This window comes from Klebsiella sp. A52, assembly GCF_018388785.1.
Taxonomy (GTDB): domain Bacteria; phylum Pseudomonadota; class Gammaproteobacteria; order Enterobacterales; family Enterobacteriaceae; genus Klebsiella; species Klebsiella aerogenes.
The window spans coordinates 1,086,601-1,102,613 of the sequence record NZ_CP074437.1 but is presented as its reverse complement, the minus strand read 5'-3'; the positions used below and the strand labels follow the sequence as shown (position 1 = coordinate 1,102,613).

11 protein-coding genes are annotated in these 16,013 nt (G+C 52.6%); 8 read left to right on the top strand and 3 right to left on the bottom strand.

Annotation, left to right across the window (positions count from 1 at the left end; genetic code table 11):
- The first annotated feature begins 1 nt into the window (after nt 1).
- The 8 genes from nusG to dcuB all read left to right on the top strand — a co-directional run bounded on the left by nusG (nt 2) and on the right by dcuB (nt 13,575).
- Nucleotides 2-547 carry a transcription termination/antitermination protein NusG gene (nusG, locus tag KGA69_RS05100; RefSeq protein WP_007665882.1) on the top strand — a complete coding sequence of 182 codons (546 nt, stop codon included), beginning with the start codon at nt 2-4 and terminating at the stop codon, nt 545-547.
- Nucleotides 548-703: 156 nt separating this feature from the next.
- A complete protein-coding gene (rplK, locus tag KGA69_RS05095; protein WP_020079906.1) occupies nt 704-1,132 on the top strand; it encodes a 50S ribosomal protein L11 in 429 nt (142 codons plus the stop codon).
- Nucleotides 1,133-1,135: 3 nt separating this feature from the next.
- Nucleotides 1,136-1,840 (top strand): 50S ribosomal protein L1, encoded by a 705-nt coding sequence (rplA, locus tag KGA69_RS05090; protein ID WP_015368826.1) that lies wholly within the window; start codon nt 1,136-1,138, stop codon nt 1,838-1,840.
- A 414-nt stretch (nt 1,841-2,254) separates the two neighbouring features.
- Complete coding sequence (gene rplJ, locus KGA69_RS05085; RefSeq protein ID WP_004097644.1) at nt 2,255-2,752, top strand: 50S ribosomal protein L10; 498 nt, start codon at nt 2,255-2,257, stop codon at nt 2,750-2,752.
- A 66-nt stretch (nt 2,753-2,818) separates the two neighbouring features.
- On the top strand, nt 2,819-3,184 hold the full coding sequence (rplL, locus tag KGA69_RS05080) for a 50S ribosomal protein L7/L12 (protein ID WP_003033114.1): 366 nt from the start codon (nt 2,819-2,821) through the stop codon (nt 3,182-3,184).
- 324 nt (nt 3,185-3,508) lie between these two features.
- Nucleotides 3,509-7,537: a DNA-directed RNA polymerase subunit beta gene (gene rpoB, locus KGA69_RS05075; RefSeq protein ID WP_015704004.1), complete on the top strand. Its 4,029-nt coding sequence runs from the start codon at nt 3,509-3,511 to the stop codon at nt 7,535-7,537.
- 76 nt (nt 7,538-7,613) lie between these two features.
- Entirely contained in the window at nt 7,614-11,837 is a 4,224-nt protein-coding gene (rpoC, locus tag KGA69_RS05070) for a DNA-directed RNA polymerase subunit beta' (RefSeq protein ID WP_045397360.1), read from the top strand.
- 397 nt (nt 11,838-12,234) lie between these two features.
- Nucleotides 12,235-13,575 carry an anaerobic C4-dicarboxylate transporter DcuB gene (gene dcuB, locus KGA69_RS05065; RefSeq protein WP_045397357.1) on the top strand — a complete coding sequence of 447 codons (1,341 nt, stop codon included), beginning with the start codon at nt 12,235-12,237 and terminating at the stop codon, nt 13,573-13,575.
- Nucleotides 13,576-13,617: 42 nt separating this feature from the next.
- Here dcuB and KGA69_RS05060 read toward each other — a convergent pair whose 3' ends face one another.
- The 3 genes from KGA69_RS05060 to KGA69_RS05050 form a co-directional block, all read right to left on the bottom strand.
- Complete coding sequence (locus tag KGA69_RS05060; RefSeq protein WP_045397355.1) at nt 13,618-13,935, bottom strand: PTS lactose/cellobiose transporter subunit IIA; 318 nt, start codon at nt 13,933-13,935, stop codon at nt 13,618-13,620.
- A gap of 3 nt (nt 13,936-13,938) precedes the next feature.
- Nucleotides 13,939-14,199: a PTS sugar transporter subunit IIB gene (locus KGA69_RS05055; protein ID WP_242436989.1), complete on the bottom strand. Its 261-nt coding sequence runs from the start codon at nt 14,197-14,199 to the stop codon at nt 13,939-13,941.
- 220 nt (nt 14,200-14,419) lie between these two features.
- Complete coding sequence (locus KGA69_RS05050) at nt 14,420-15,952, bottom strand: sensor domain-containing diguanylate cyclase (protein ID WP_047047091.1); 1,533 nt, start codon at nt 15,950-15,952, stop codon at nt 14,420-14,422.
- Nucleotides 15,953-16,013 lie beyond the last annotated feature (61 nt).

The following is a 16,013-nucleotide window of genomic DNA, read 5'->3' as shown; positions in this document are numbered from 1 at the left end:
GATGTCTGAAGCTCCTAAAAAGCGCTGGTACGTCGTTCAGGCGTTTTCCGGTTTTGAAGGTCGCGTAGCTACTTCGCTGCGTGAACATATCAAATTACACAACATGGAAGAGTTGTTTGGCGAAGTCATGGTTCCGACCGAAGAAGTGGTTGAAATCCGTGGCGGCCAGCGTCGCAAAAGCGAACGCAAATTCTTCCCAGGCTACGTTCTGGTTCAGATGGTCATGAACGACGCGAGCTGGCACCTGGTGCGCAGCGTCCCGCGCGTGATGGGCTTCATCGGCGGTACTTCCGACCGTCCGGCGCCGATCAGCGACAAAGAAGTCGATGCCATCATGAACCGTCTGCAGCAGGTTGGCGATAAGCCGCGTCCGAAAACGCTGTTTGAACCGGGCGAAATGGTTCGCGTTAACGACGGTCCGTTTGCTGACTTTAACGGCGTTGTTGAAGAAGTGGACTACGAGAAGTCCCGCCTGAAAGTTTCCGTTTCTATCTTCGGTCGTGCGACTCCGGTAGAGCTGGACTTCGGTCAGGTTGAGAAGGCGTAAGCCGGCGATCAAAAAAGCAGCGATTTAATCGTTGCATAGGGCGCGAAATTGGAATACAATTTCGCGCCTTTTGTTTTTACGGGCCTGGCCCGTAAAACGATGTTTAATCACGGGGAGCTTCTCTGAAGCGTTAATACCCAATTCGAGGATTTAAGAATGGCTAAGAAAGTACAAGCCTACGTCAAGCTGCAGGTTGCAGCTGGTATGGCAAACCCGAGTCCGCCGGTTGGTCCAGCACTGGGTCAGCAGGGCGTTAACATCATGGAATTCTGCAAAGCGTTCAACGCAAAAACTGAATCCATGGAAAAAGGTCTGCCAATCCCGGTTGTTATCACCGTTTACGCTGACCGTTCTTTCACTTTCGTTACCAAAACTCCGCCGGCAGCAGTTCTGCTGAAAAAAGCGGCTGGTATCAAGTCCGGCTCCGGTAAGCCGAACAAAGAGAAAGTTGGTAAAATTTCCCGCGCTCAGCTGCAGGAAATCGCGCAGACCAAAGCTGCCGACATGACTGGTGCCGACATTGAAGCGATGACTCGCTCCATCGAAGGTACTGCACGTTCCATGGGCCTGGTAGTGGAGGACTAAGAAATGGCTAAACTGACCAAGCGCATGTCCGTGATTCGTGAGAAAGTTGATGCAACTAAACAGTACGACATCAACGAAGCCATCTCTCTGCTGAAAGAACTGGCGACCGCTAAGTTCGTTGAAAGCGTTGACGTTGCTGTAAACTTGGGCATCGATGCTCGTAAATCTGACCAGAACGTACGTGGTGCAACTGTACTGCCGCACGGTACTGGCCGTTCTGTTCGCGTTGCCGTATTTGCACAGGGCCCGAACGCTGAAGCTGCTAAAGCTGCAGGCGCCGAGCTGGTAGGTATGGAAGATCTGGCTGACCAGATCAAGAAAGGCGAAATGAACTTTGACGTTGTTATTGCTTCCCCGGATGCAATGCGCGTTGTTGGCCAGCTGGGCCAGGTTCTGGGCCCGCGCGGCCTGATGCCAAACCCGAAAGTTGGTACCGTAACTCCTAACGTTGCTGAAGCGGTTAAGAACGCTAAAGCAGGTCAGGTTCGTTATCGTAACGACAAAAACGGCATCATCCACACCACCATCGGTAAAGTGGACTTTGACGCTGACAAACTGAAAGAAAACCTGGAAGCTCTGCTGGTTGCGCTGAAAAAAGCAAAACCGACTCAGGCTAAAGGCGTGTACATCAAGAAAGTTAGCATCTCCACCACCATGGGTGCAGGTGTTGCAGTAGATCAGGCTGGCCTGAACGCTTCTGCAAACTAATGCCTTTACGTGGGCGGTGATTTTGTCTACAATCTTACCCCCACGATTCTGTCAATAAGACAGACGCTATGCGAGTCATTTGAATTGCAGCAAGGCAGCAATCGAGTGAATCAGCGGGAGTGTAGTTAACTACATGACCGGTGTGAACGAGAGCAGCTAACGCCGCTACGGTTCGAAGGACGAAGTCATAGGAAGAATTTGTTCGTTGGAGCCTGGCCTATCCAGGCCTCCGTCGAAGACCGCAGGTGTTTCGTAAGAAACTTAATCCCCTGCGTAGACGGTGACAGAACGCTAAGATTATTTTTTGGATACTCTGGCTTGTTTCTGCTCACCGTATTAAGACGCTCTATTCGTTGAATAGAGTGAAGTGAGTTCCAGAGCATAAGCTCTGGCAAACATCCAGGAGCAAAGCTAATGGCTTTAAATCTTCAAGACAAACAAGCGATTGTTGCTGAAGTCAGCGAAGTAGCCAAAGGCGCGCTGTCTGCAGTAGTTGCGGATTCCCGTGGCGTAACTGTAGATAAAATGACTGAACTGCGTAAAGCAGGTCGTGAAGCTGGCGTTTACATGCGTGTTGTTCGTAACACCCTGCTGCGCCGCGTCGTTGAAGGTACTCCGTTCGAGTGCCTGAAAGACACGTTTGTTGGTCCGACCCTGATTGCATACTCTATGGAACACCCGGGCGCTGCTGCTCGTCTGTTCAAAGAGTTCGCGAAAGCGAATGCAAAATTTGAGGTCAAAGCCGCTGCCTTTGAAGGTGAGCTGATCCCGGCGTCGCAAATCGACCGCCTGGCAACTCTGCCGACCTACGAAGAAGCAATTGCACGCCTGATGGCAACCATGAAAGAAGCTTCGGCTGGCAAACTGGTTCGTACTCTGGCTGCTGTACGCGATGCGAAAGAAGCTGCTTAATCGCAGTTATCTTTGTAAAGCACTCGCTTACGTATAAACTTATTCTGATATTCAGGAACAATTTAAATGTCTATCACTAAAGATCAAATCATTGAAGCAGTATCCGCTATGTCCGTAATGGACGTTGTTGAGCTGATCTCTGCAATGGAAGAAAAATTCGGTGTTTCCGCTGCTGCTGCTGTAGCTGTAGCTGCTGGCCCGGCTGAAGCTGCTGAAGAAAAAACTGAATTCGACGTAATTCTGAAAGCTGCTGGCGCTAACAAAGTTGCTGTTATCAAAGCAGTACGTGGCGCGACTGGCCTGGGTCTGAAAGAAGCTAAAGACCTGGTAGAATCTGCACCGGCTGCACTGAAAGAAGGCATCAGCAAAGACGACGCTGAAGCTCTGAAAAAATCTCTGGAAGAAGCTGGCGCTGAAGTTGAAGTTAAATAAGCCAACCCTTCCGGTTGCAGCCTGAGAAATTAGGCTGAGGCTGGTGACTTTTTAGTCACCAGCCTTTTTGCGCTGTAAGGCGCCAGTAGCATTTCACACTGTTTGACTGCTGGTTTGCCTCACAATGCTTGTTTCTATCGACGACTTAATATACTGCGACAGGTTAGGGTTCCTGGGCTGTGTAAATCGCAATGAAATGGTTTAAGCGTGATAGCAACAGGCATTGCGGAAAGTGTTCCATTTTCCGGTCAACAAAATAGTGTTGCATAAAAAACTGCCCTTTCCGGGCAGATGGGTCGACTTGTCAGCGAGCTGAGGAACCCTATGGTTTACTCCTATACCGAGAAAAAACGTATTCGTAAGGATTTTGGTAAACGTCCACAAGTTCTGGATGTGCCTTATCTCCTTTCTATCCAGCTTGACTCGTTCCAGAAGTTTATCGAGCAAGATCCTGAAGGGCAGTATGGTCTGGAAGCAGCCTTCCGTTCCGTATTCCCGATTCAGAGCTACAGCGGTAATTCAGAGCTGCAATACGTCAGCTACCGTCTGGGCGAACCTGTTTTTGATGTTAAAGAATGTCAGATCCGTGGCGTGACGTATTCCGCACCGCTGCGCGTGAAACTGCGTCTGGTGATCTACGAGCGCGAAGCGCCGGAAGGCACCGTTAAAGACATTAAAGAACAAGAAGTCTACATGGGCGAAATCCCGCTCATGACCGACAACGGTACCTTCGTTATCAACGGTACCGAGCGTGTTATCGTTTCTCAGCTGCACCGTAGCCCGGGCGTCTTCTTTGACAGTGACAAAGGTAAGACTCACTCTTCCGGTAAGGTCCTGTATAACGCACGTATCATTCCTTACCGTGGTTCCTGGCTGGACTTCGAATTCGACCCGAAAGACAACCTGTTCGTTCGTATCGACCGTCGTCGTAAACTGCCTGCAACCATCATTCTGCGCGCGCTGAATTACACCACTGAGCAGATCCTTGACCTGTTCTTCGAGAAAGTGGTCTTTGAAATTCGCGACAACAAGCTGCAGATGGAGCTGGTACCGGAGCGTCTGCGCGGTGAAACCGCCTCCTTCGATATCGAAGCCAACGGTAAAGTGTACGTTGAGAAAGGCCGTCGTATTACCGCGCGCCATATTCGCCAGCTGGAAAAAGACGATATCAAACATATCGAAGTTCCGGTTGAGTACATCGCGGGTAAAGTTGCTTCTAAAGACTACATCGACGAAGCGACCGGCGAACTGATCTGCCCGGCGAACATGGAGCTGAGCCTGGATCTGCTGGCTAAACTGAGCCAGTCCGGCCACAAGCGTATCGAAACGCTGTTCACCAACGATCTGGACCACGGTCCGTACATTTCTGAAACTGTACGCGTCGACCCAACCAACGATCGTCTGAGCGCGCTGGTAGAAATCTACCGCATGATGCGCCCGGGTGAGCCGCCGACTCGTGAAGCGGCTGAAAGCCTGTTTGAGAACCTGTTCTTCTCCGAAGACCGCTACGATCTGTCCGCGGTTGGTCGTATGAAGTTCAACCGTTCTCTGCTGCGCGACGAAATCGAAGGTTCCGGTATCCTGAGCAAAGACGACATCATCGAAGTGATGAAGAAGCTCATCGATATCCGTAATGGTAAAGGCGAAGTCGATGATATCGACCACCTCGGCAACCGTCGTATCCGTTCCGTTGGCGAAATGGCGGAAAACCAGTTCCGCGTTGGCCTGGTGCGTGTAGAGCGTGCGGTTAAAGAGCGTCTGTCTCTGGGCGATCTGGATACCCTGATGCCTCAGGATATGATCAACGCCAAGCCGATTTCCGCAGCAGTGAAAGAGTTCTTTGGTTCCAGCCAGCTGTCCCAGTTTATGGACCAGAACAACCCGCTGTCTGAGATTACGCACAAACGTCGTATCTCCGCACTCGGCCCAGGCGGTCTGACCCGTGAACGCGCAGGCTTCGAAGTTCGAGACGTACACCCGACTCACTATGGTCGCGTATGTCCAATCGAAACGCCTGAAGGTCCGAACATCGGTCTGATCAACTCCCTGTCTGTGTACGCACAGACTAACGAATACGGTTTCCTTGAGACCCCGTATCGTAAAGTGACCGACGGTGTTGTTACCGACGAAATTCATTACCTGTCTGCTATCGAAGAAGGTAACTACGTCATCGCTCAGGCGAACTCCAACCTGGATGACGAAGGCCACTTTGTTGAAGATCTGGTTACCTGCCGTAGTAAAGGCGAATCCAGCTTGTTCAGCCGCGACCAGGTTGACTACATGGACGTATCCACCCAGCAGGTGGTATCCGTCGGTGCGTCCCTGATCCCGTTCCTGGAACACGATGACGCCAACCGTGCATTGATGGGTGCGAACATGCAACGTCAGGCGGTTCCGACTCTGCGCGCTGATAAGCCGCTGGTTGGTACCGGTATGGAACGTGCTGTTGCCGTTGACTCCGGTGTTACTGCGGTGGCTAAACGTGGCGGTACCGTTCAGTACGTGGATGCTTCCCGTATCGTTATCAAAGTTAACGAAGACGAGATGTACCCGGGCGAAGCAGGTATCGACATCTATAACCTGACCAAGTACACCCGTTCTAACCAGAACACCTGCATCAACCAGATGCCTTGCGTGTCCCTGGGTGAACCAATTGAACGCGGCGACGTCCTGGCCGACGGCCCGTCCACCGACCTCGGTGAACTGGCGCTGGGTCAGAACATGCGCGTAGCGTTCATGCCGTGGAACGGCTACAACTTCGAAGACTCCATCCTCGTATCCGAGCGTGTTGTCCAGGAAGACCGTTTCACCACCATCCACATTCAGGAACTGGCATGCGTGTCCCGTGACACCAAGCTGGGGCCGGAAGAGATCACCGCTGACATCCCGAACGTGGGTGAAGCCGCGCTCTCTAAACTGGATGAATCCGGTATCGTTTATATCGGTGCGGAAGTGACCGGCGGCGACATTCTGGTTGGTAAGGTAACCCCGAAAGGTGAAACCCAGCTGACTCCGGAAGAGAAACTGCTGCGCGCGATCTTCGGTGAGAAAGCGTCTGACGTTAAAGACTCTTCTCTGCGCGTACCGAACGGTGTCTCTGGTACCGTTATCGACGTTCAGGTGTTTACCCGTGACGGCGTAGAAAAAGACAAGCGTGCTCTTGAGATCGAAGAGATGCAGCTGAAGCAGGCTAAAAAAGACCTGTCTGAAGAACTGCAGATCCTCGAAGCTGGTCTGTTCAGCCGTATCTACGCTGTGCTGGTTGCCGGTGGCGTTGAAGCTGACAAGCTCGACAAACTGCCGCGCGATCGCTGGCTGGAACTGGGCCTGACCGACGAAGAGAAACAAAATCAGCTGGAGCAACTGGCTGAGCAGTATGACGAACTGAAACACGAGTTCGAGAAAAAACTCGAAGCGAAACGCCGTAAAATCACTCAAGGCGACGATCTGGCACCGGGCGTGCTGAAGATTGTTAAGGTATATCTGGCCGTTAAACGCCGTATCCAGCCTGGTGATAAGATGGCGGGTCGTCACGGTAACAAGGGTGTTATCTCTAAGATCAACCCGATCGAAGATATGCCGCACGATGCTAACGGTACGCCGGTAGATATCGTACTGAACCCGCTGGGCGTACCGTCTCGTATGAACATCGGTCAGATCCTGGAAACTCACCTGGGTATGGCTGCGAAAGGCATCGGCGATAAGATCAACGCCATGCTGAAACAGCAGCAAGAAGTCGCGAAACTGCGCGAATTCATCCAGCGTGCTTACGATCTGGGCGCTGACGTTCGCCAGAAAGTTGACCTGAATACCTTCAGCGATGAAGAAGTTCTGCGTCTGGCTGAAAACCTGCGTAAAGGCATGCCAATCGCAACGCCGGTATTCGACGGTGCGAAAGAAGCTGAAATCAAAGAGCTGCTGCAGCTGGGCGACCTGCCGACTTCCGGTCAGATCACTCTGTTTGACGGCCGCACCGGTGAACAGTTCGAACGTCCGGTAACCGTGGGTTACATGTACATGCTGAAACTGAACCACCTGGTCGACGACAAAATGCACGCTCGTTCCACCGGTTCTTACAGCCTGGTTACTCAGCAGCCGCTGGGTGGTAAGGCGCAGTTCGGTGGTCAGCGCTTCGGTGAGATGGAAGTGTGGGCGCTGGAAGCATACGGCGCGGCCTACACCCTGCAGGAAATGCTCACCGTTAAGTCTGATGACGTGAACGGTCGTACCAAGATGTATAAAAACATCGTGGACGGCAACCACCAGATGGAACCGGGCATGCCGGAATCCTTCAACGTACTGTTGAAAGAAATCCGCTCGCTGGGCATCAACATCGAACTGGAAGACGAGTAACTCTCGCTCAAACAGGTCACTGGTGCCGGGGTAAAACCCGGCGCCAGATTGTGCTAACTCCGACGGGAGCAAATCCGTGAAAGACTTATTAAAGTTTCTGAAAGCGCAAACTAAAACCGAAGAGTTTGATGCGATCAAAATTGCTCTGGCATCGCCAGACATGATCCGTTCATGGTCTTTCGGTGAAGTTAAAAAGCCGGAAACCATTAACTACCGTACGTTCAAGCCAGAACGTGACGGTCTGTTCTGCGCTCGTATTTTCGGGCCAGTAAAAGACTATGAGTGCCTGTGCGGTAAGTACAAGCGCCTGAAACACCGTGGTGTTATCTGTGAGAAGTGCGGCGTTGAAGTGACCCAGACCAAAGTGCGTCGTGAGCGCATGGGCCACATCGAGCTGGCGTCTCCGACTGCCCACATCTGGTTCCTGAAGTCTCTGCCGTCCCGTATCGGTCTGCTGCTGGATATGCCGCTGCGTGATATCGAACGCGTACTGTACTTTGAATCTTATGTTGTTATCGAAGGTGGCATGACCAACCTCGAACGCAACCAGATTCTGACTGAAGAGCAGTACCTGGACGCGCTGGAAGAGTTCGGTGATGAATTCGACGCGAAGATGGGCGCCGAAGCTATTCAGGCCCTGCTGAAAAGCATGGACCTGGAGCAAGAGTGCGAGCAGCTGCGTGAAGAGCTGAACGAAACCAACTCCGAAACCAAGCGTAAAAAGCTGACCAAGCGCATTAAGCTGCTGGAAGCGTTCGTTCAATCTGGCAACAAGCCGGAGTGGATGATCCTGACCGTTCTGCCGGTTCTGCCGCCAGATCTGCGTCCGCTGGTTCCGCTGGATGGCGGTCGTTTTGCGACTTCTGACCTGAACGATCTGTATCGTCGCGTCATTAACCGTAACAACCGTCTGAAACGTCTGCTGGATCTGGCTGCGCCGGACATCATCGTACGCAACGAAAAACGTATGCTGCAGGAAGCGGTCGACGCCCTGCTGGATAACGGTCGTCGCGGTCGTGCGATCACCGGTTCCAACAAACGTCCTCTGAAATCTTTGGCCGATATGATCAAAGGTAAACAGGGTCGTTTCCGTCAGAACCTGCTCGGTAAGCGTGTTGACTACTCCGGTCGTTCTGTAATCACCGTAGGTCCATACCTGCGTCTGCATCAGTGCGGTCTGCCGAAGAAAATGGCGCTGGAGCTGTTCAAACCGTTCATCTACGGCAAGCTGGAACTGCGTGGCCTGGCCACCACCATCAAAGCCGCTAAGAAAATGGTTGAGCGCGAAGAAGCCGTCGTTTGGGATATCCTGGACGAAGTTATCCGCGAACACCCGGTACTGCTGAACCGTGCGCCAACACTGCACCGTTTGGGTATTCAGGCGTTCGAACCGGTTCTGATCGAAGGTAAAGCTATTCAGCTGCACCCGCTGGTTTGTGCGGCATATAACGCCGACTTCGATGGTGACCAGATGGCTGTTCACGTACCGCTGACGCTGGAAGCCCAGCTGGAAGCGCGTGCGCTGATGATGTCTACCAACAACATCCTGTCCCCGGCGAACGGCGAACCAATCATCGTTCCGTCTCAGGACGTTGTACTGGGTCTGTACTACATGACCCGTGACTGTGTTAACGCCAAAGGCGAAGGCATGGTGCTGACTGGCCCGAAAGAAGCGGAGCGTATTTATCGCGCCGGTCTGGCCTCTCTGCATGCGCGCGTCAAAGTGCGTATCACCGAATACGAAAAAGACGACAATGGTGAATTCGTCGCGAAGACCAGCCTGAAAGACACGACCATTGGCCGTGCCATTCTGTGGATGATCGTACCGAAAGGTCTGCCGTTCTCTATCGTGAACCAGGCGCTCGGTAAGAAAGCGATCTCCAAGATGCTGAACACCTGTTACCGTATTCTGGGTCTGAAACCGACCGTTATTTTTGCGGACCAGACGATGTACACCGGCTTTGCTTACGCAGCGCGTTCAGGTGCATCCGTTGGTATCGATGACATGGTCATCCCGGAGAAAAAATACGAAATCATCAGCGAAGCGGAAGCTGAAGTTGCTGAGATTCAGGAACAGTTCCAGTCTGGTCTGGTTACTGCGGGCGAACGCTACAACAAAGTTATCGATATCTGGGCTGCGGCGAACGATCGTGTATCCAAAGCGATGATGGATAACCTGCAAACCGAAACCGTTATTAACCGTGACGGTCAGGAAGAACAGCAGGTTTCCTTCAACAGCATCTACATGATGGCCGACTCCGGTGCGCGTGGTTCTGCGGCACAGATTCGTCAGCTGGCTGGTATGCGTGGTCTGATGGCGAAGCCGGATGGCTCCATCATCGAAACGCCGATCACCGCGAACTTCCGTGAAGGTCTGAACGTACTCCAGTACTTCATCTCCACCCACGGTGCTCGTAAAGGTCTGGCGGATACCGCACTGAAGACAGCGAACTCCGGTTACCTGACTCGTCGTCTGGTTGACGTTGCGCAGGACCTGGTTGTTACTGAAGACGACTGTGGCACCCTGGAAGGCATCACCATGACGCCGGTTATCGAAGGTGGCGACGTTAAAGAGCCGCTGCGCGATCGCGTACTGGGTCGTGTGACTGCTGAAGACGTTCTGAAGCCGGGTACCGCGGACATTCTGGTTCCACGCAACACGCTGCTGCACGAGCACTGGTGTGACCTGCTGGAAGAGAACTCCGTTGACTCCGTCAAAGTTCGTTCCGTTGTATCCTGTGACACCGACTTTGGTGTATGTGCGCACTGCTACGGTCGTGACCTGGCGCGTGGCCACATCATCAACAAAGGTGAGGCTATCGGCGTTATCGCGGCACAGTCCATCGGTGAGCCGGGTACACAGCTGACGATGCGTACGTTCCACATCGGTGGTGCGGCATCTCGTGCGGCTGCTGAATCCAGCATCCAGGTGAAAAACAAAGGTAGCATCCGTCTGAGCAACGCGAAGTCGGTTGTGAACTCCAGCGGTAAACTGGTTATCACCTCTCGTAACACCGAACTGAAGCTGATCGACGAATTCGGTCGTACGAAAGAAAGCTATAAAGTGCCTTACGGTTCCGTTATGGCGAAAGGCGACGGGGAACAGGTTGCTGGCGGTGAAACCGTTGCAAACTGGGATCCGCATACCATGCCGGTTATCACCGAAGTGAGTGGTTTCGTCCGCTTCACTGACATGATCGACGGCCAGACCATTACTCGTCAGACCGACGAGCTGACCGGTCTGTCTTCGCTGGTGGTTCTGGATTCCGCAGAACGTACCTCCGGTGGTAAAGATCTGCGTCCGGCGCTGAAAATTGTTGATGCTCAGGGCAACGACGTTCTGATCCCAGGCACAGATATGCCTGCTCAGTACTTCCTGCCGGGTAAAGCGATTGTTCAGCTGGAAGATGGCGTACAGATCAGCTCTGGTGACACCCTGGCCCGTGTTCCGCAGGAATCTGGCGGTACCAAGGACATCACCGGTGGTCTGCCGCGCGTTGCGGATCTGTTCGAAGCACGTCGTCCGAAAGAGCCGGCAATCCTGGCTGAAATCAGCGGCATCATTTCCTTCGGTAAAGAAACCAAAGGGAAACGTCGTCTGGTTATCACCCCGGTAGACGGTAGCGAACCGTACGAAGAGATGATTCCGAAATGGCGTCAGCTGAACGTGTTCGAAGGTGAACGTGTAGAACGTGGTGACGTGGTTTCCGACGGTCCGGAAGCGCCGCACGACATTCTGCGTCTTCGTGGCGTACACGCGGTAACGCGTTACATCACCAACGAAGTGCAGGACGTTTATCGTCTGCAAGGCGTTAAGATTAACGATAAGCACATTGAAGTTATCGTTCGTCAGATGCTGCGTAAAGCGACCATCGAAAGTGCTGGTAGCTCCGACTTCCTCGAAGGCGAGCAGGTTGAATACTCCCGCGTTAAGATCGCTAACCGCGAGCTTGAAGCGAATGGCAAAGTTGCGGCAACCTATTCCCGTGACCTGCTGGGTATCACCAAAGCGTCTCTGGCAACCGAGTCCTTCATCTCCGCGGCCTCGTTCCAGGAGACCACTCGCGTGCTGACCGAAGCAGCCGTTGCGGGCAAACGCGACGAACTGCGCGGTCTGAAAGAGAACGTCATCGTGGGTCGTCTGATCCCGGCGGGTACCGGTTATGCGTACCACCAGGATCGTATGCGCCGTCGCGCAGCGGGCGAACAGCCGGCTGCGCCGCAGGTGAGCGTAGAAGAAGCGTCTGCCAACCTGGCAGAACTGCTGAACGCAGGCCTGGGCGGTTCTGACAACGATTAATCGTTGATGCGCTAAGCGCTTAAAAGCCAGTCAGGTTTCCTGACTGGCTTTTTTATTACCTGTCGATTTATCTCACCTAAAATAAATTACATTTATTTAATGTAATTGCCGCAATTAATTAGCAAATTAAACATGCCTGGTAATTATCAATTTGCTATTTCTTTATGCCATCACTAATCGATGGATAAAAATTCTACATGTATCAAAAAATAAGCCCCGTAAACGCTATATAGTCAAAACACTCAAAGAATCATGTGATTACTTTTCCCCATCCTTTTCGGTTTACCGCAACTGAGGGGTTCGCTGCGCCTGTTAAAAGGCAATGGAGGAGGTGAGCAAAAATAAAAATAAGGCGGAGAGTATTGTCGTTATTTAATGGATAGCTTCTGGGGGATACATGGAATTTGCTATACAGCTCATCATTATCTTAATTTGTCTGTTCTACGGCGCGAAAAAGGGGGGTATTGCGCTCGGCCTTTTAGGCGGCATTGGGTTAGTTATCTTAGTTTTTGTCTTTCATCTTAAACCGGGAAAGCCGCCGGTTGATGTCATGCTGGTGATTATCGCGGTGGTGGCCGCCTCGGCGACGCTACAGGCATCCGGCGGTTTAGACGTGATGCTGCAGATTGCCGAGAAGCTCCTGCGGCGCAATCCCAAATACGTTTCTATCGTCGCGCCATTCGTCACCTGTACGCTGACGATCCTGTGCGGTACCGGCCATGTGGTGTATACGATCCTGCCAATTATTTACGATGTGGCTATCAAAAATAATATTCGCCCGGAGCGACCGATGGCGGCGAGCTCAATTGGCGCCCAGATGGGGATCATTGCCAGCCCGGTTTCGGTGGCGGTGGTCTCGCTGGTGGCGATGCTCGGGAATTTTACCTTTAACGGTAAGCACCTTGAGTTTCTCGATTTGCTGGCGATAACCATTCCGTCAACGCTGCTGGGGATCCTGGCGATTGGTATCTTCAGCTGGTTCCGCGGTAAAGATCTTGATAAAGACGAGACCTTCCAGGCGTTTATTGCGATACCGGAAAACCGTCATTATGTTTATGGCGATACGGCCACGCTATTGGATAAAAAGCTGCCGACCAGCAACTGGATTGCGATGTGGATCTTCCTTGCCTCAATTGCCGTGGTGGCGCTGCTTGGCGCGTTTTCTGAATTGCGTCCGGCGTTCGACGGAAAGCCTCTCTCAATGGTTCTGGTGATCCAGATGTTCATGCTGCTCTCCGGGGCGCTTATCATTATTATTACCAAAACCAATCCGGCTTCGATTTCTAAAAATGAGGTTTTCCGCTCGGGGATGATCGCTATCGTCGCGGTGTATGGTATCGCGTGGATGGCGGAAACCATGTTCGGCGCGCACATGACCGAGATTAAAGGTGTACTCGGAGAAATGGTGAAGGAGTACCCGTGGGCCTACGCTATCGTGCTGTTATTGGTATCGAAGTTCGTCAACTCTCAGGCGGCGGCGCTGGCGGCGATTGTCCCGGTGGCGCTGGCGATCGGCGTTGACCCGGCCTATATCGTAGCTTCCGCGCCAGCCTGCTATGGCTATTACATCCTGCCGACTTACCCAAGCGATCTGGCGGCGATTCAGTTTGACCGTTCAGGCACAACCCATATTGGCCGCTTTGTCATTAACCATAGCTTTATCCTGCCGGGATTAATTGGCGTGAGCGTTTCTTGCGTCTTCGGCTGGGTGTTCGCGGCGATGTACGGTTTTCTGTAAGTGAGACAGGCGCCGCTGGCGGCGCCTGCTAGCTCATTGGGATTATTGTGCGGGCGGCAGGCGGCGATACAGTTCGATCATATCGGTCGCTAAATCCTGAATCACCATCGCGTTCATCAGATGATCCTGGGAGTGCACGGTAATCAGGTTCACCGGCAGCTTGCCGCTGCCTTCATCCATGCCGATAAGCTGGGTCTGGATTTTATGCGCATGCTTTACAAATTCGTGGGAGTCGGCCATAGCCTGCTCGGCGGCGGCGAAATCCCCTTTACGCGCCTGCTGTAGGGCAGTGAGGGCAGAACTGCGCGCGGAGCCGGCGTTGACCAGCAGCTCCATGATAATCGTCTCTAAATCTTCCATGCCTTACTCCATCAGCTTCAGGGCTTTATCAAGAACGGCATCGCCTTTCATCATGCCGTAATCCATCATATCGATAACGGCGACCTTTTTACCAACCGGGTCGGCTAGCGCCTGTAGTTTTGCCTGTTCATACTTCACCTGTGGGCCGAGCAGGATAATATCTGCCGTGGCCAGGTTATCTTTGAACTCCGCTACCGGCACGGCTTTAATAGACACTTCGACGCCTTTCTTCTGCGCGGCGTCTTTCATACGTTGCACCAGCATGCTGGTGGACATTCCTGCGGCACAGCATAAAACGATATTCTTCATTGTTTCATCGCCCTTATGTATGTTCCTTGATATACCATCTTTATCGCGGGCGGCGGCGTGGCACAACCGCTTCACCATGATTGTGTGTAAAACATCACAAAAAATGAAACCGGTTTCAATTTTGCAGCGGCAGAGATAAAAAAGCCCGCAAAAGCGGGCTATCAGAGGGTTACGCTCAGGCGCGAACGATTCGGTTCTTGCCCTGCTGTTTGGCCTTATACAACGCTTCATCCACGCTAACGACCAGTTTTTCCAGCGGCTCCATATTCCACTCTCCGAGGCCGGCGCTAAAGGTGACGGTTAATCCTTCTTCGCGCCAGGTTCGGCTGGCAACGTTAAGGCGCCAGCTCTCCAGAATGGTGAGCGCGTTGTCGATATGTTCGGCAGGGAAGATTACGGCAAACTCTTCGCCGCCGTAGCGGTAAAGCGAGATCTCCTGGGGTTGCAGGATCTGTAACCCTTCACGCGCGACGTTGCGCAGCACGATGTCGCCATTGAGATGGCCCCAGGTATCATTAATCGATTTGAAGTTGTCGATATCGACCAACGCGAGGGCGAAAGGCTGGTGATCGTTCATCAGTGCGGCGATATCGCTGTCGAAGGCGCGGCGGTTTTTGCAGCCGGTCAGGGCATCGATGGTGGCCTGGCGGACATAGGTGAGCTCACGCTGTTTATTGCTCTCGATCGCTTTGCTGAGCATGGCTTCCAGCCGCGGCGCGCGTTTGACGTCGCCGGTCTTGATGGCGTTAATGATGTTCATCAGTACGGTACGCGAAGCGTGACGCAGATAAAGCCCGAACAGAACAATGACGATAGCGGCAAGAGCGAAACCCCAGGCGACAATATCGGTTTCATAGCGCGTCAGGTCGTCAAGGGTGGCATCGGTAACGCGGAAAATAACGAACCAGTCAGGATTGGTAAAGGAATAGTAGTAGTACCAGGCCTTATGCTCCTCATCATAAAGCTGGCCTTCCGCACTGGTCATTTTGTCCATGAGTTCCGCGCTAATGTAGGTTTTAAATAGCGCGCCGGTATCGGGATGGATCACCACTTTGCCGTCGCGTTGCACGACAAAAAACTCGCCCTGCACCGGTGAGACAATCTGCCGTAACGCGTAGCCCATCGACGTTAGATCCATATGAAACGCCAGGCTACCTTTGAGCCGCCCCTGCGGTGAAATGACAGGCCGGTAGACGGTGACGGTAGGATGGTGAGTGAAGTAGTCAAGGTAAGGAGTGGTATAGAGACTGAAGGTACTGGCTTCCGCCTGGCGAATAAACCAGGGACGCGTTTTAGGATCAAACGAGCGGCTCTCATCGCCTTCCATCACCTCGGGAGCGCGCAGATAATGGCCGAGAGTATCGGCAAGCGAAATGGAGGAGACCGTCGGCATCAGTTCCTGCAAACGCATCAGATCGTCCAGACCCTTTTGCGGATTGACATTTACGGCGATATTGAGCGCATCGTCGCGGGCGAAGTATTTCGTTGCACGCGCCAGAATGTAGTCATTCTCGCGCAGCAGAGATTCGGTGTAGTTCACCGCAAGATTATGGGTAAAGTTGCGGTTAATATGATGATAATCTTCGAGAAAATTTTTCTTCTGCGTCGCGGTAACAAAGATTGCGATCAGTAAAAAGCTGAGCAAAATCCCCGCAAAGCCCACTACGATCGGCGTAGTAAAAGAAAGCTTTCTGTTGTGGCGTGCCATAAGTTGTTAATCGTCCAGAATCAATATACCCGTCATACTTCAAGTTGCATGTGCGTTGGCA

What these genes read in the sequence shown, in the direction of transcription:
- nusG (WP_007665882.1), top strand. Translation starts at nt 2, where the DNA reads ATGTCTGAAGCTCCTAAAAAGCGCTGGTACGTCGTTCAGGCGTTTTCC.
- rplK (WP_020079906.1), top strand. Translation starts at nt 704, where the DNA reads ATGGCTAAGAAAGTACAAGCCTACGTCAAGCTGCAGGTTGCAGCTGGT.
- rplA (WP_015368826.1), top strand. Translation starts at nt 1,136, where the DNA reads ATGGCTAAACTGACCAAGCGCATGTCCGTGATTCGTGAGAAAGTTGAT.
- rplJ (WP_004097644.1), top strand. Translation starts at nt 2,255, where the DNA reads ATGGCTTTAAATCTTCAAGACAAACAAGCGATTGTTGCTGAAGTCAGC.
- rplL (WP_003033114.1), top strand. Translation starts at nt 2,819, where the DNA reads ATGTCTATCACTAAAGATCAAATCATTGAAGCAGTATCCGCTATGTCC.
- rpoB (WP_015704004.1), top strand. Translation starts at nt 3,509, where the DNA reads ATGGTTTACTCCTATACCGAGAAAAAACGTATTCGTAAGGATTTTGGT.
- dcuB (WP_045397357.1), top strand. Translation starts at nt 12,235, where the DNA reads ATGGAATTTGCTATACAGCTCATCATTATCTTAATTTGTCTGTTCTAC.
- KGA69_RS05060 (WP_045397355.1), bottom strand. Translation starts at nt 13,935, where the DNA reads ATGGAAGATTTAGAGACGATTATCATGGAGCTGCTGGTCAACGCCGGC.
- KGA69_RS05055 (WP_242436989.1), bottom strand. Translation starts at nt 14,199, where the DNA reads ATGCTGGTGCAACGTATGAAAGACGCCGCGCAGAAGAAAGGCGTCGAA.
- KGA69_RS05050 (WP_047047091.1), bottom strand. Translation starts at nt 15,952, where the DNA reads ATGGCACGCCACAACAGAAAGCTTTCTTTTACTACGCCGATCGTAGTG.